8 protein-coding genes are annotated in these 15,418 nt (G+C 57.3%); 4 read left to right on the top strand and 4 right to left on the bottom strand.

Features of this window, described 5'->3' with window-relative positions:
- Nucleotides 1–9 precede the first annotated feature (9 nt).
- The 4 genes from IE266_RS23960 to IE266_RS23945 all read right to left on the bottom strand — a co-directional run bounded on the left by IE266_RS23960 (nt 10) and on the right by IE266_RS23945 (nt 11,723).
- Complete coding sequence (locus tag IE266_RS23960) at nt 10–2,937, bottom strand: DUF1156 domain-containing protein (RefSeq protein ID WP_189682670.1); 2,928 nt, start codon at nt 2,935–2,937, stop codon at nt 10–12.
- Complete coding sequence (locus tag IE266_RS23955) at nt 2,921–7,177, bottom strand: sacsin N-terminal ATP-binding-like domain-containing protein (RefSeq protein WP_189682669.1); 4,257 nt, start codon at nt 7,175–7,177, stop codon at nt 2,921–2,923. The genes IE266_RS23960 and IE266_RS23955 overlap by 17 nt, the downstream gene beginning before the upstream one ends.
- Nucleotides 7,174–10,695, bottom strand: a complete 3,522-nt coding sequence (locus IE266_RS23950; protein WP_189682668.1) for a protein NO VEIN domain-containing protein — start codon at nt 10,693–10,695, stop codon at nt 7,174–7,176. Before IE266_RS23950 ends, IE266_RS23955 begins: the two co-directional genes overlap by 4 nt.
- Before the next feature lie 113 nt (nt 10,696–10,808).
- Nucleotides 10,809–11,723 carry a BrxR family helix-turn-helix transcriptional regulator gene (locus IE266_RS23945; protein WP_189682667.1) on the bottom strand — a complete coding sequence of 305 codons (915 nt, stop codon included), beginning with the start codon at nt 11,721–11,723 and terminating at the stop codon, nt 10,809–10,811.
- A gap of 104 nt (nt 11,724–11,827) precedes the next feature.
- Here IE266_RS23945 and IE266_RS23940 point away from each other — a divergent pair, with 104 nt between their 5' ends.
- The 4 genes from IE266_RS23940 to IE266_RS23925 are packed head-to-tail and all read left to right on the top strand — an operon-like array spanning nt 11,828 to nt 15,002.
- On the top strand, nt 11,828–12,064 hold the full coding sequence (locus tag IE266_RS23940) for a DUF2188 domain-containing protein (RefSeq protein ID WP_189682666.1): 237 nt from the start codon (nt 11,828–11,830) through the stop codon (nt 12,062–12,064).
- Entirely contained in the window at nt 11,991–13,076 is a 1,086-nt protein-coding gene (locus IE266_RS23935; protein ID WP_189682665.1) for a CBASS cGAMP-activated phospholipase, read from the top strand. The genes IE266_RS23940 and IE266_RS23935 overlap by 74 nt, the downstream gene beginning before the upstream one ends.
- A gap of 4 nt (nt 13,077–13,080) precedes the next feature.
- Nucleotides 13,081–14,331 (top strand): nucleotidyltransferase domain-containing protein, encoded by a 1,251-nt coding sequence (locus IE266_RS23930; RefSeq protein ID WP_189682664.1) that lies wholly within the window; start codon nt 13,081–13,083, stop codon nt 14,329–14,331.
- On the top strand, nt 14,316–15,002 hold the full coding sequence (locus IE266_RS23925; protein ID WP_189682663.1) for a hypothetical protein: 687 nt from the start codon (nt 14,316–14,318) through the stop codon (nt 15,000–15,002). Before IE266_RS23930 ends, IE266_RS23925 begins: the two co-directional genes overlap by 16 nt.
- The last annotated feature ends 416 nt before the right edge of the window (nt 15,003–15,418 follow it).

Raw genomic sequence — 15,418 nt, 5'->3', positions numbered from 1 at the left:
GTCTGCCTCTCAGAAATTCATTGCCGTCTGGCGGTTTCCGGTCATCTCGTGATCCGGGATCGACGCTGCCTGACGGGTTAGTTCAGTCCATACTGCGATGAGCGCGTTGTAGGACGTTGCTTCTTTCGCATCCTTCCGCTTGTTCGAGCAGATGTCGTACAGGCAGTAGGCGAGGTCCTTCACCGCCTCGGCCTTGTCAGCCCCCATCTTCTTCAGGAGCATCGCCGCAGCGTACTCGCCATCATTTTCCAGTGCGCGGATCAGGTACTGACAACACTCCCAGACTGTGAGGTGAGGGTCTGTGTTCGGGTCCCAGTCATCAAGTAGTTCGTCGCGCTTTAGGATGCGCACCTTGCCAGCAGCGCTCTCTACGATACCGGCATGTTTGACACTCTCCACTGCGATGCCGCGCGCGCGAGCAAGGTTGTCTGCAGCGCCGTAATCGCCCTTCTCCGAGCCGTGCAGTTCGAACCAGCTGATAGCGAAACGTGTATCGGGATCAAACTCGCCCTGAATGTTGCTAAGGAATTCATCGAGTTCTCGATTGATGAGCTGTAGCGCTGCCTTGACGGTCATCGGGCTGTCGTCCGCCTCAAGGACAGCTTTGTAACGCGAGAATACACCCATCCCTGGGCCGATCGCTGACTGCGGCATATCGGCCGGGGCGATATTGGCTGCCTGAAGCTCTGCGATGGCTGGGGGTAGCTCCCGTTTCAGGGCGCGGATGAACTCAGCTCGGGTGATGATCTCGGCCGAAGCTTCCTTCTTCCGGCAGACGAGGACGACTGAGTTGGCGAGGGCGTTGGTGCCCGAAGCGATCATGCGGTTTGCCATTTCCGTACGCAGCGGCCACGTGCCAACGACTGCATACCCAGCCTCAACCACTGCTTGAAGAAAGGTGGCCCAACCGGTGGAACTGATGCCCTCTTGAGCTACTTCGCTCTGCTTGAAAGCATAATAGATGGCAGCAGGATAATCCTTGGAGGATTGACGCGCCATGTTGGATATGGCGCTTCGCATTCCGTCCAAGAAAAAGGACTCCGCAGAATCCTTACTCCCATGGCGATAGGGAGTGGCGACCAGTTCTTCGGATTTTGGCGTAGCCAATACACCGAAAATTGCAGGAAAAACTGACTTTAGAGATGGCTTGAGCCAGCAGAAAAAGAAGTCCGAAAGGTCAGCATACCCGATGTTATCATAGTATGGAGGGTCCGTCGAAATCACGGTTCCGTCCGGGAAATCAACAGTCTGAGCGTCATGCTGGCGTTCCACACCTATAGCTGCAGGCGACAAGCGCTCGATGGCTTTCACGACCCAATCTACGTTTCCACTGAAGTTCCCGCTGGCGTCGGAAAAGGGATTGCCTTCCGCAAAATCCCAAGTCATCGGAAGTGATTGCCGCGCGAAGGTATTCCTCAACGCCTCCATCTTTGGCGAAGAGTCCCATGTACAAATTGATGAACCCCGATCAACCGAACGATTTATTGCAAAGGCCAAATATACAGAAACTGCCTCCGCATATGACAAGGCACCGGCGCCTCCTTCTTGCAAAGGCATTTTGTCTTGGGAGAGCTTATGGGTAGAAAGATCACTCACAATTCGATCACGAACTTCTTGCAGGCATTCGACCAATCCTCCCAGGGCCGTCAACTGTCGGTCAGTGAAGAGATCACCGAAAGTGGTCAAACCATAGTCAACCGTCCAGAAGTTTCTTGGATCATTTGCAAGCCCGGTCTCGGGGCGCCAATTAGGCCTGGCCGATATCGCCAATTTCTCGTGAGCTTCAGATGGAGGTAGGTAAATTCGTCGACCCTTTCCCTCAGCGACGATCGCAATGAGAGACTGCTTCATTTCTCCAGCTTTGCCTTTGGATTTCACATACTCAGGTGTAATCGCAGTATCCGAAATCAAACACCGGAAATTGGCTCCTCTACCCGCCTTGGTGCCACTCTTAGCTTTGGAAATTTCGGACGTGGTACCGCCGTGACGAATTCGATACGAGATTGTTTTGCCCGCTTTGTCGACTGACGGTTCAATCCAAGTCTCCCTTCCTGGCTTCGAGCCAAGGACAAAGCTAGAAGCAATGGGTACACGTACATCCGCAAATGCCGGGTCTGGGCTCGGCACTGTCCGCGCCCAAATCCAGGCGATCACTGTAGCTTTGCCGCCACCGTATTCCCTGGGAAGATCGACTTGCGGGTATAGGTGGCCGATACGTTCGAATGCCTTCTCTCGCATCCATTCGCCATAGTATTTGACGTCTTCGGCGAGGCCTTCGGCATTGCGATAATGGTTGCGTTCCTTGCCGCCTGGGTGGATGGGTGGCATATCTTTGAATTTAGGAGGTATCTCTATCATGGCCTTGCCGATCATCACGGCAACTGGGTTCAGGTCGGAGCCGTAAGCGGGGAGGCCGAGCCGTTGGGCTTCCAGCGGAATCGTGCCACCGCCGGAGAAGGGGTCATACACGGGCGGAAGTTCATCGCCGCAGCAGCGGCGGATTTCGGCCCGGGCGCGTTCCAGCACCTCTTCGTTGGTGCTGTTTTCCCACTTTACGAGCTCTTCAATGATAGTGAATAGACGCTTGCGCTCCAGCTCGACGGCGATCTCTTCAACGCTGAGGGGCTTTTCATCAAGTGGGATGGCCTTGCCTTCAATCTTATCTAACTCGCGCTTCTTTTCGCGTGCATCCAACTCGGCTTCTGCGGCCTTACGGGTCTTGTCGTTGGCCAGAAGATCATCAGCATACTCAGAAGGGTCATCGACCAACTGGCAGAACAGAACGGCGCGGCAGGCGGCCAGGGGGCGGCGCGCCCACCAAAGATGAAGGGTTGAAGGATGGCCGTGCCGGATGGATTTTTCGCGCGCAGAGGCGGCGTTGATCGCCTCCAGCGGGATCGCGACTTCAATCAGTTTCTTCTTATAGGTCTTTGTCATGTTCTATTACCAGTCGATAGGTTGAGGGATGCAGGGCGAGCACGCCCCGATCCCTGAGTTCAGTCAGCAGCTTGCCGGTCACTTCGACCGGATCACCGTCAGCATTTGCGAGGACAAGCACATAGGAATCCGGGTGCTGTTCGAGCACGCCCCAGATCGCCGCATCGAGTGGCAGCGGTTCCAGTTCCAGGCAGTGATCCTTCGGCCAGTAGCGTTTGCTCACATCGCCTGCCGGCGAGCGCAGTTCCCACGGGAACAACGATCCATTTGCCCGCCCGATGATCTGGCCCTGATCGTTGTAGAAATGACTGTCGCCGTCTTTGCGGAAGCCCTTGGCGAGCGCGAAACGCTCTATGATTGGCGCCTTGGTTTCGCGGGGTTTCCGGGGCGCAGGTAGTGGCGCGTCGTCCGGCTCTTCTTCCGGTTCGGGCTCTTCCGCGACTGGGCTCTCATTCTCTTCCGGTTCGGCCTTGTTGACCAATTCAGCGTTGTCGTCTCCGGCGAAGTCTTCGTCGTCCTCGCTGTCAGCTTCATGGACGATCGTTTCGGAGGAGGGGTCGTTGGTGCTGTCTTGATCCTCTGCCTGCTGTGACCCGACTGCGGGTGCTGCCGCACCCTGCTGTTCAGATTGACTGTCGCGCTCTTCGATCTCCTCCGGCGGGACCAGATCGAAGTTCTCTTCCATGTAGTTGCTCACGAAATCGGCAGGCCGGTCGAAACACAGCTTGATGGCATCTATGATTTCAGTGCGGCGGAACGCCTTCCCAATTTCCTGCGCGGCCGACTTTGCCAGTCTGGCCAGCGGGCGATCCTCCGCATAGAGGGCGCTGCCTTGCCAAAGAACGTCCGCTCTACGCGCCGTTCCTGCAGGTTTACCGCCGATATATGGGGTAATTTCGATATCACTGCAGGTCACCCATCGGGTCCCCGCAAGCTGCGCGCCCAACTCCCGAACCCGCGCGGTTTCTTCCTCATCATCCAGCTTGATCCGCCGTAGGGAGCACCCGAGCTCTGTGAGCCAGGCGCGTTCTTCAGCGTGTCCTGCGGGCCTCCCGTGCTGGCTGAACTGTTCCTCGATCACCGACGCCAGCGAGGGCAGTATGTCGAACGGCGGCGCATCGACACTCTCTGCGCTCAGAGCACGCAGGTCGGCACTCTTCTGCTTTACCCACGGATGAAGGTGCGCCCAGTGCGTCAGTGACTGCATCGACAGTGCATAGGCGAACTCTTCGACCGGCAACCACTCGCCGCCGAGGCTGAGCCAGTGGCCGCATTCAGTCCAGACGCGCGCGGGGTAGCGGGCGAGTAGAGCTTTCGTTCGCCTGAGGTCTTCTGCCGGGAGTGGCATCCCGCTCTCAAGTGTGGTCAACCAAGCAATGGCAAGATCGGCTGTTGGCCGATCGCCAATGCCGAGCTTTCTCCATAGTGACAGGTCGCGGACTGAGGCGCGTATGACCGGCGCGCCCGGCACGTCTTCATCGCCACCCGCGAGAAAAACGCCGCGGACATTTTGCCAGCTACCGTCTTCTGCAAGAATAAGGCGGTCCGCTTCGAATGCTTCGCGGACTTTGAGGAAGGCTTCCGTCGAGCAGCCGTCGATCAGTTGGTCAAGGCGGCGGTACCATTTTTCGACTTCGTGCGGAGGGGGCGTATCAGACTTTGATAGCGTGGCCAGTCGCAGCAGAAGTTTGTCTGGTCCGGTTGGTTTATTCGAGACACCGAGCAGCCTAAGGATAGGCTTGGTTGCCTCCACGTCGAGCAAGCCGTGAACGAAGGGCTCGATGTCCATCAACGCTTCGGTTTCATGGGTGCGCATAAGAAGCTCATCGGGCTTCCGGTAGTTGCCTTGCGTGTCGCGAAGGCAAGGCTTCTCCCGCAGCTTCATGATCCATGCAGGGGCAAGGCCATCACGCACGCAGCGGCTTTCGGCGCCGTTTGAAGCCCGTTCGGTTACCGTGGCTGTCAGCCGACTGGACCATTGCCCAGGCTGCGCGAGAACCTTTTCTACGATCCGGCCCCAGATACTGGGGACTTCAGGAGCCAGCGCTTCCCAGTGCTCCCAGAAATCATCGTCGAAGTCCCAGTCGGAAATGGTAAAGGAGGGGTTGCTGTAGCGGGGTTTGAACGTGCCCTCCAAGTTTCGACGCACCAGCTCGGGCCGTAGCTGCTTTTCGCTCCAGTATCTGCCGGAGGTTTGTTCGAGCGGCACAAAGCTGCCGAGACCGGCGCGGCCGCTGGCAATCCATACTTCCCACTCCTCTCGGGAGCACGACTTGAAGAATTTGGTGTAGTCCGGATGAAGCAGATGCTCTTCCGCCCATTCGTCAGGCAGCAGAATGCCTAGTGATCCATCCTGGTCGATCAGGACTGTTTTGCTGAGCGAACGCAAGCGACGATCCTGACAGGCGAACTTGAAGCTGTCACCGGTCTGAGCTCCAAGCTTAGCTGCTACGTGCGCAAGCCTGATCGCATCGGTGAGCTTGATGTTCTTTTCGCTGAAAAATCCGCTTGCAACGGTGTCGATGACTTTGCCGGTATCGCTCGGCTCGTCCAAGCCAATTTCTTCAAGAACATGATCTGCCGCCTCAACGAGCTTGTGCAGTACCTTGTCCTTCTCGGACTCAGACTGGCGGCGTTGTTCCGAAAGGAACCGCATCCAGTTCTGATTTAGGACCGATATCCGGTCACCAAGAAACTGCCAGTCCTCTTCGGATGGGATTATCCGCTTCTCTCCAAGACGGATGACTTCCGAGGCAGCAAACAAGACATCCTTGCCCTGCACAGGGACGATGCGCAGGGCATCTTCTTCGCAGTAATATTCGTAGCTCTTGAGCCGTTGATCGACGTAAGACCACAGGGTCAGCAACTGACGCCAAGTCTGCGGACGCGGGAAACGTCGCTGCTGAAGAACGTTTAGAACGTCTTGATGATCTACCTCTTCGATAGCGTTCCAGTTTTTCAGCTTCTTGATGTTCCGTTCACTGATGTGGTGCGACAACGGCGGACGCTCATCTTCGTCGAAGAAAGATGAAACCTGCTCCTGCGGCCAAACCTCAAACAGTTCGCGCGGCAAAACAACTGCACCGCTGGAGTCCACGAGCTGACCGTTATCGGTCAACAGGATAGGCGGGTCTGCAATGACCTCTTCAAATGACTTTTCGACGATGGCCGCACAGACGCCCTCTAGGGTGCTGGCAGAGCGGTCCACATCGGGCATGATGTTGTACGCGTTCGCGCGCTCCTGTGCTGAAAGGTCTTTTCGGTTAAGCCATTCGAGCAAGACTGTACCGGCAAGCTTGCCTATCCGCTCAAGAAGCCAGCGGTTAGTCGGCGATTGTGCGGGGTCCTTAATTTTATACCGCGCGGCGTCCTGAAGGAATGGCGCGTTGCAGGAGAACGGAAGGTCAGTTTTGACGCCGGTTGGAAGCACAACGAACAAGCGGCCTTCCGCGCCCATGATTAACTCGACCTGGCATGGCGGGAATTCAAGTTCCTGTGCCTCGGCCACCATGCGCTCTTTCCTGATCTCGGCCAGGGCTTCCTGAGGCAGAGCTTCTGGCTTCGATCGTACGAAGAGGTGGCGTCGCGCCCGATCACTATCCAGCGAAAACCATTCACTGCCCTCGATCGGTCCCGGACCTTCGCTGTGCCAGTGAACCACGCCGTCCCCGATCTTGACCCGGCGGATATTGCGAAAGAACAGCAAGGAAAGCGGGCTTTTCAGCCATTCGGAAAAGCTATCTTCCACAGCCTTGCGGAGATGGCTGTCGGAAAATTGGACGCGCACTGTCGTCCATCTGCCTTGCATTATTGGGCGTTCAATCCACCGGGGTTCTGTGAACCGCTGTTTGTGAAAATCCAATGAAAGGCTTGGGGTTAACAGTTCGACTTTTTCGCCGAGGCTGAACGTGCTTTTGAACTCTATGCCTCGGAAACCGATTGTGTGCAGCGCTCTCTTGTTCGAGTAGCCGAAACGGCAGAGCGAAGCGAAGTGTTCCTCTGTGAAATCCTCGCCGTTGTGACGGAAGACGAACGCACCGTCCTCTATTGCAACGCGGGCTTCTGTTGCGCCCGCGTCGTCAGCATTTTGCAGGAGTTCCGAAAGTACGTGACGTGGACTTTGTACTTGGATGAATAGCTGATGCCAGGGAGCAGCCAGCTCGGGATCGTCCTCCAGCTGGTCCCAGCGGCGCGCGGCACGTTCCCGGATCGGCTCGAAATATGCGGGTCTAGCGCTCATCGCGGCGGTTCCGCTTTCTGAAGCAGATGCTTTAGGTCGAACTGCTCGGCAGTGACGCCAAACGCTGGCTCTACCTCGAAAGGCCGCCAAACATATTTGGGCTCCTGAGCAAAGCCCGCTGCTACATGGACGACAGCAAGGATGTAATCATCCGGCTTGTTGAGGCACGTGATGATCTCATTCCGCGTGACCATGATCGAGGTCGCGCCGTCGATCCGGCCCTTCACTTCGATGAAACGCTGCTTCTTGCTTCTTGGGTCATAGGACAGGATATCGTAGCCGACTTTGTGGACTGATACATCGAGCGGCTCGTTTCCAAGAATTTCTTCGGCCTCTAGGACCGCCTGCATCGCACGCTCTTCAATCAGTTTTCGCGCTTCGGCATCTTCAGCGAAACCCGACGGGGCACTGGTACTGTTCGACTTCTGAAGAAGCAGGCCTTTGGGGATTACGACCAGACCGCCGCGGACAGCAGGCGGTGCTGCCTTGATCGTCTTCTCCTCCGCGAGCTGCTGCAATCGCTTCTGGAGGCGGTCAGACAGGTCCTCCGCACGGCGTACGGCATTCTCCCAGTTGAGCCGCGTTTTCTTCCCGGCTTTTTCCTGCTCCTTCAGCTCGAAGGCGCGCGAGTCCCAGTAGTTGATCTCTTTCTTCAGCCGCGCCTGGACTTCCCTTTCGGTCTTCTCGATCTCCGGGATGCGCCGTGCCTTCACCTCTTTCAGGTGTTCCTGTGCGAGTTCGATGATGGCAAAGCCCTTCACCGCGTCCTCAAGATTGCGGGACAGCCAGTCCTTCCCGAGTTCGTCTTGCGCAATGTTCTTTTCATCCGCTGTGGCGGCGCGAAGATCGAGGTGCGGCGCGATGCCTGCACTGCTGACCTTCCCAGCCTCATTGATCGCCGCGAATTGCAGGCGCTGCGATACGGTCTGTGGCGAGCCTTTGCTGGTGCGCCGTCCGTCCTCGATGCTGTGCTCCAACAGGAACACAGCCCGCACCTCATTACCGAGGTCTGCATCATCGACCATGACGGCACCCTGCTTCAGCAGGTGACCATATTGCTCGCGGACGAGACTGATGACCGACTCGAGAAGCGGGTGACCCGGACAGACAAATTCCGCAACGGGCTGCCTGTTGATGAATTTCTTGTCGAAGCAGATACGCTCATAGCGCTTCTGGATCGGGGCGCCGGTTCCGATCAACCGGTCGCGCTCCCGAATGCGGACCGGGACATGGGTTATCTCGTAGCGGCCTTCCTCGCGCGGCTTCAGCTTGCCGCCGAGATGTTCGAATGCTTCGAGGAAGAACCCTTGAATGTGGTGAGGCTGCAGGCGCTCGGCTTCGGCCCGCTCCATCTTCAGCCGAACTTCTTCGACTGTCGCCTGTGGCATCACATCGTTGGTGAGCTTGCGCTTGCTGAGCAACTCTTCGATGTGGGCGTAGTCAACTGCACCGTCGATCTGCTGGAATAGCTTAGATTTGACGTCCTCACGATCGCCGTACTGGATGGCGTCCCACAAGAGGTCCTTCAAAGAGGTTCCCTCGAATAGCTCGCCAAGGACGTCGTAGACGCGGCCCTTCAGAGCGGCGCGGGCAATCTCCAGTTTGTCGAGCAGACGTCCATAGACCTGGCCTTCGCGCGTGTTGGCGGCGACAAGGTTCCAGAGATGGCAGACTTCCGTCTGGCCGATCCTGTGGATACGACCGAAGCGCTGTTCGATCTTGTTCGGGTTCCAGGGCAGGTCGTAGTTCACCATCAGGTGCCCGCGCTGAAGGTTAACGCCTTCGCCAGCGGCATCATTGGCAACGAGCACCATCAGGTCGCGGTCCTGCATGAAGCGGCTGATTACCTTGCGCCGTTCCTCACGACTCACGCCGCCATGAATAACGTCAACAGCATCGCTCTTACCGAGACGGCCCCTGATCCTCTCGGCAAGATAATTGAGAGTGTCCTTGGCCTCAGTGAAGATGATGAGCTTGCGACGGATGCCGTCGGCATCGATCATCAGATCGTCATCGAGTATCTTGTCGAGCTGCGTCCACTTTGTGTCTTTTCCGGACTTCAGGACCTCAAGCGCCTGCAATTCGAGTCCCTTGAGCGTCTCGACTTCAAGCTCCAGCTGTTCGATGGACTCGGCGGACGTTGCGGACGTCGAGATCGTCTCCTCGAAGCGCTCGACATCTTCCTCGCTGTACTCGTCGATATTCGACAGCACATCATCACTGACTAGGTCGCTCCCAGCGCCCAGCTTATGTTTCTTGCCGCGAGCAATCAGGCGGGCTTCGGCCAGTTCATTCTCAAGACGCTCGCGGCGGCGCTTGAGCGACTGGTAGATCGCTGCCGGTGATGAGGCGAGGCGGCGCTGCAGCACTTGAAGTGCGAATCCAACATTGTTCTTTCTCTTGGCGTCTTCCTCAGCGAACCGCTGCACGCGGTTCATTTCGTCACGGACATATTCAGTGACTGCGGCGTAAAGTGCAGCCTCCTCGTCGGACAACTCATAGTGGACAGTTCGAGCGCGGCGCTCAGGGAAGAGGGGCGTGCCGTCGAACTTTAGAAGCTCTTCCTTTGTTAGGCGCCGCATCATGTCGTCGGTATCGGCATAGTGGATGCCGTCGCGGAACCGGCCTTCAAAACGGTCTCCGTCGAGCAGTGCCATGAATAGTTGGAAGTCAGCTTCCTTGCCATTATGCGGCGTCGCCGACATCAGCAGCAGGTGTCGGCACGTCTGACCGATCTTCTCCCCGAGCTGGTAGCGTTTCGTCCGCTTGACCTCGCTCCCAAAGTAACTGGCCGACATCCTGTGCGCTTCGTCAGCGATGATCAGGTCCCATTCGGTCGACCGGATCAGCTTTTCTTGTAGCTCTTCGTTTCGCGCCAGAACATCCAGGCGAGCAATCAGATGGTTCTTGTCATTGAACGGGTTACCTGACCGGGAATGCTCGATCATGTCTCTGGTCAGGATATCGAACTCAAGGTTGAACTTTTCGCCGAGCTCGTCCTGCCACTGTTCAACGAGGCTGCCTGGCGCGACCACTAGACAGCGTTCCAGATCGCCTCTTGCTATCAACTCCTTGATGAGCAGGCCCGCCATGATCGTTTTGCCGGCACCGGGGTCGTCCGCCAGCAGGAAGCGCAAGGGCTGTCGCGGCAGCATCTCCCCATAGACCGCTGTGATCTGGTGCGGCAACGGCTGCACCAGACTGGTATGGATTGCAAGGTACGGATCAAAGTGGTGCGCGAGCTTGATCCTGTGAGCCTCGGTGACCAGCCGCAGCAACTCACCGCTGGCATCGAATGAAAACACGGAACCGGTGCCTGCCACCTTCAGGGAATGTTCTTCATCGCGATAGACGATACGATCCTGAACGCCGCCGTTCGGGTCCTCGAACACGACCTTGACGGCCTGGTCGCCGAACCACTCGACATTGATGACTTTGGCACTACCGGCAGGGGTCAATCCCTCTATCGAGGCTCCAGATTTTAGGTCTTCGAGTTTTGCGCTCCGCACCTCAGCCATCGAATTGCTCGCTTTCGCCCACAGAAGAAGGGTGGGCAGCGGCGGCCTGCTTTCCTATCGCTGAGCCGCTCGCCTTATTGGGGGCGAGGGGTACGGACAATACAACAATATGTTCACGCGTCATGCGCGGCTCCCGTTGAAATTCTTTCCTGATCGAAATCAATATTCTGCGGCCCCGAGGCCTTTTTCAGCGCATTTTGCACATCATCTGGGTTCAGGGCAACAATATGTTGGCGCCGCGGGTCTTCTTTCTCGGGCTTTCCCAGTAGACCGAGGCGCTTCAATACATAGAAGAGCATAGCGTAACGTGCGGTCACCGTGCCCTTGCCGCCGACGAAGCCGTAGTCTTTGCCGACAACGAGTTTCTGGCTTTCGGTCAGACCGGGGTGGGCGACGATCTCGATGTCGTAGTACTCGTGCCAAAGTGCATCTGCATCACCGCGCTTTCCGGGTTTTCCCAGCGGCCCGGCTTCGAGGATTCGCGGCAGCAGGAAGTCTTTGAATGTCTCCTGCAGGTGGCAGAATGACCGCGCGTGCCAGCGGAACCCGTCAAACCCGAAGGCGTGCGGTGTAATGCGACGCCAGACCGGGTCCGGCCTTTTGGGGCTCATTGACTGGTAGCATATCTCGATGGATTGCCCCGTGCGCACTGCCGTTAGCACCTTGCGCAGGATGTCGATGTCGATGTCCCTTCGCGGGGTCGCGGCAATATCGGCGTCAGGCATTGCGCCGATCCAAGAGTCGGTCGCTGACAACTGTCCTTCGCAGACAGAGCGCAGCCGGGACAGGAAGACGTAGGGGTCAGGCTCCAGGAAGCGTAGCGTGAAGTCGGGCAGGGCGACATAGCGCCTGCTGCTCTTGTCATAGTCCATGTTTCCGGGGGCGCGCTCCTGGTAGAGACTCAGGTCTTTTGAAGCCTGCGGGACCGACACGCCGAACGCATCGATGATGTCGCTACGGTTGATCGTGCCCTCCCAAAACAGGCGAAACTCAATAAATTCAAGTCGTTGCTCTACGCCCCAACGCATCTTCCCTCGTTTCTGACTATATCAAAACTATACGCGCTTGACATTCGAGCGCATATCTACTATACTATCGTCAATCACAGAATGTCAACTACGAGGAGGGCGCCATGCCAGATCGTTACGTAACTAAACATCCGAAGGGCTGGGCCGTGAAAGCTGCTGGCAGTGCGCGGGCAAGCAGCGTCCATGGGACGCAGCGCGAGGCCGAACAGGCAGCGAAGCAAACAGTCCGAAACCTTGGTGGCGGCGAGGTTCGCATCCAAGGCCGTGATGGGCGCTGGCGCGACTCCGATACTGTCCCGCCGGGTCACGACCCGAACCCGCCGCGGGACGAGAAGCATTGATTCCGGCACGTACATTTTATGCCGGCTAGTTATTGAAGAGGAAGAAGATTTGAAAAGAATTTTGACAATCGACGGTGGCGGTATCCGGGGAACATTCCCAGCTGCCTTTCTCGCAAATTTGGAGGAGGACCTACCGGAGCCGATCGGCCGCTATTTTGATCTGATATCTGGGACGTCGACAGGTGGCATCATCGCCATCGGACTCGCACTGGGAATGAAAGCCGCCGACATTCTGAAACTTTACGAAGAGAAGGGACCCACCATTTTCGCGCAGACGCGAACTGGCGTTCCAGGGTGGCTTGAGCGTCGGCTCCGTTCTGGCAAGAGGCTTTGGGCACCCAAGTACGATGCCGAACCCCTACGGCTCGCCCTGCAAGAAGTCCTTGGTGCACGAAAGCTTGGTGAAGCGCAGACGCGGCTCGTCGTTCCTGCCTGGCACCCCCAGACGCAGGGCGTCTATATCTTCAAGACGGCTCACCATGGGCGGCTGAAAACTGACTACAAGGAACTTGCCGTAGATGCGGCGATGGCAACAGCCGCAGCGCCGACCTTCTTCGCCCAGCACGTGACCGCCAACGATGTCGGTTTGGTCGATGGCGGCATTTGGGCCAACAACCCGATCGGCATCGCCGTCGTTGAGGCGATCGGAACACTCGGCTGGCCCCCGGATCAAATCAAGGTCCTTAGTGTCGGCTGTCTGGAAGACATAAAGATCGTTCGCGAGGCCTATGGCGCTGCGCAGATCGTGCCGCAACTCGCTAGCCTGTTCATGGCCGGTCAGTCACATGGCTCTCTTGGTATTGCCCACATTCTTACAGGTGATCCGCACGAACGTAAGGCGATCTACCGCGTGTCGCAACCCGTACCAGACGGTTTCTACAGTCTGGATGACACACGCCGCATTCGCAGCTTGAAGGACCGAGCATTCGCCGAGGCGCGCATCCAAAGGCCCATTCTTCAATCACAGTTCTTCGGCCAGCCGGCTGAAGAGTTCGAACCGATTCATAGGTAATGCCATGACAAAGCATACGAAAATCGCTAAATCCCACGACGATGTCCTAGAAGAACTTGCGGACGCCCTCGACATCCCGCCGTCCAAGTTCGAAGAGGCCAAGAGCCGCTACGACTCAATCGGTGCCTGGCTGGACAGACCTGAATCCAGCCTAGCCCGTTACAGTCCTGCGATTTCGCCCCAGGGCTCGTTCCTGCTCGGCACGGTGACCAGACCGCTTACATTGGCTGAGGAATATGACGTTGATCTGGTCTGTTTGCTGCAGGGTTCCAAGACAGCTTTCACACAGAAGAGCCTCAAAGAAGCGGTCGGAAACGAAGTCCATCTATATGCCGCGGCGCGTGGCATGGCAAAGCCAGTCGTAGAAGGGCGCCGGTGCTGGACTTTGACCTATGCAGACGGCGCGCAGTTCCACATGGATATTTTGCCCGCCATTCCGGACGCACAGAGTTACCGTCAAATGCTAACCGAGCAGGGCCATCCGATTTTGGCAACGAGCCCTGACTTGGCAGGTCAAGCAATCGCAATCACAGATCGAACTCTCCCTCAGTACGCTAGGCCTACCGCAGACTGGCCTTTGAGCAACCCGCAGGGCTACGCCGCCTGGTTTAGAAGCCGCATGCTCATCCAGTTGACTGAGCGAAAGATCGAGTTCGCCAAGCGTGAGCACATCACCGCAAGTGTGGACCAGATTCCGGACCATAAAGTGAAGACGCCATTGCAGCGCACCATCCAGCTTCTGAAGCGCCACCGTGACTGCATGTTCGCCGATGACGCTGACTACAAGCCAATCTCGATTATTATCACCACGCTTTCCGCACATGCTTACAACGAGGAGCCGTCGGTCTCTGCGGCGCTGCAGGGTATTTTAAGGGGAATGGATCGTTTCATCGAGAATCGGGATGGTCAGTCGTGGGTGGCGAACCCTGTCAATCCCGCAGAGAACTTCGCCGACAAGTGGGCCGATGAGCCGAAGAAGGAGGAGAATTTTCGCCGTTGGCTCGAACAGGCCCGTCGTGACTTCGGCACCTATTTGCGCTCCAGCCCGTTCAATTCCATTCCCTCGCCGCTTCGCGAAAATCTTGGTTCTGATCTGGTCAACCGCACGCTTCAGGCCGTGCTGCCCGCTGCTGCGGTACTCGCGACACCCGCTGTGGCGCGACCTGCCGAAGCAGATCAGACGCGTCGCGCAGAGGCGGCAATCGAACAGATTCAACGTGACGGCCCTCAGTCAAAACCATGGACCAGATCGTAGGAAGATCGGGCACCTTGTTGACACTTGATCAGGTGAGGGCGGCCGTTTCATTCGATCAACCCAACTTAATCGCCGAGTCTGATGGCAAGAGAATCCGCCTCGAAGGCACATACTTGGTCTTCGAAAAAGGCGTCGTCGCAGCTCCGGATGGACCGATTACTTCCTTCGAAATTTCGATGGAGCTGTCCGAACGCTACCCACGGCAGGAGCCGAGAGTTTTCGAAACTGGCGAACGAATTCCGCGCGTCGCCGAGCGGCACATCAACCCCAACGGAGACTGTTGTGTAACTGTTTGGGAGAACTGGCTCGTCGAAGTAAATGACCATACCTTATCGAGCTATCTCAACGGTCCGATGAACGAATATTTTCTCGGACAGTTCTGGTACGAGAAAACGGGGAAGTGGCCTTTTGGCGAGCGTTCTCATGGTTTGAAAGGCCTTGAGGAGGCCTACGCCGACGCTCTCGGTATATCCAATAATGCTGAAAGCTTGCGCTATCACTTGCGACTTCTTTCCCATGACTGGCCCAAGGGTCATTGGCTTTGCCCATGCAAGAGCGGCAAACTGTTGCGCCACTGTCACCGAGATGATCTCGCGGCTATGCATGCCAAGGTGCCACCCCCCGTTGCACGCCGCATGTTGAGTCGACTGAAGGCCGACGGGCGACTGTAACTTCTACGGGAGTGCTTGGGGCCTCGCGAGAGCCGGTGCAGCTTCCAGCTTCGTTGTGGCGAGCATTATCTGGGGGTTGAGCTCTGCCTAGACTTTTGTGCTCGTTTTCGTCGTGAGTGGTCGCATCTTCCTTCCGCCTTCGTCCCTTGAGGTTTGACGCTTTGTCTGGCCGGACGCGCCGTCCGGTCAACGGGCTGCCCGCACCACCCTTGCCGCCTGCGGCCTGAAGCCTTGGCGCAAGGCCGTGTTTCCCGTGTCCCCGCTATGGCGGGTGACCCTCCGGCTTTTTCCTCCGGCCTTCTTCTTTCGCGTCCTCAGGGACTTACAGCGAAAGGAGAACATCATGACTACCCACGACGTAAGCGCCTCGGCGGTCCCCTACGCGGCGCGGCTTGACGCGGTTCGGAAGTTCCAAG

It is taken from the genome of Seohaeicola zhoushanensis (assembly GCF_014656415.1).
GTDB lineage: Bacteria > Pseudomonadota > Alphaproteobacteria > Rhodobacterales > Rhodobacteraceae > Seohaeicola_A > Seohaeicola_A zhoushanensis.
The sequence above is the reverse complement of the archived record's forward strand: the minus strand, read 5'-3'. Positions and strand labels throughout refer to the sequence as shown.

What these genes read in the sequence shown, in the direction of transcription:
- IE266_RS23925 (WP_189682663.1), top strand. Translation starts at nt 14,316, where the DNA reads ATGGACCAGATCGTAGGAAGATCGGGCACCTTGTTGACACTTGATCAG.
- IE266_RS23935 (WP_189682665.1), top strand. Translation starts at nt 11,991, where the DNA reads ATGGGCGCTGGCGCGACTCCGATACTGTCCCGCCGGGTCACGACCCGA.
- IE266_RS23955 (WP_189682669.1), bottom strand. Translation starts at nt 7,177, where the DNA reads ATGAGCGCTAGACCCGCATATTTCGAGCCGATCCGGGAACGTGCCGCG.
- IE266_RS23960 (WP_189682670.1), bottom strand. Translation starts at nt 2,937, where the DNA reads ATGACAAAGACCTATAAGAAGAAACTGATTGAAGTCGCGATCCCGCTG.
- IE266_RS23945 (WP_189682667.1), bottom strand. Translation starts at nt 11,723, where the DNA reads ATGCGTTGGGGCGTAGAGCAACGACTTGAATTTATTGAGTTTCGCCTG.
- IE266_RS23940 (WP_189682666.1), top strand. Translation starts at nt 11,828, where the DNA reads ATGCCAGATCGTTACGTAACTAAACATCCGAAGGGCTGGGCCGTGAAA.
- IE266_RS23950 (WP_189682668.1), bottom strand. Translation starts at nt 10,695, where the DNA reads ATGGCTGAGGTGCGGAGCGCAAAACTCGAAGACCTAAAATCTGGAGCC.
- IE266_RS23930 (WP_189682664.1), top strand. Translation starts at nt 13,081, where the DNA reads ATGACAAAGCATACGAAAATCGCTAAATCCCACGACGATGTCCTAGAA.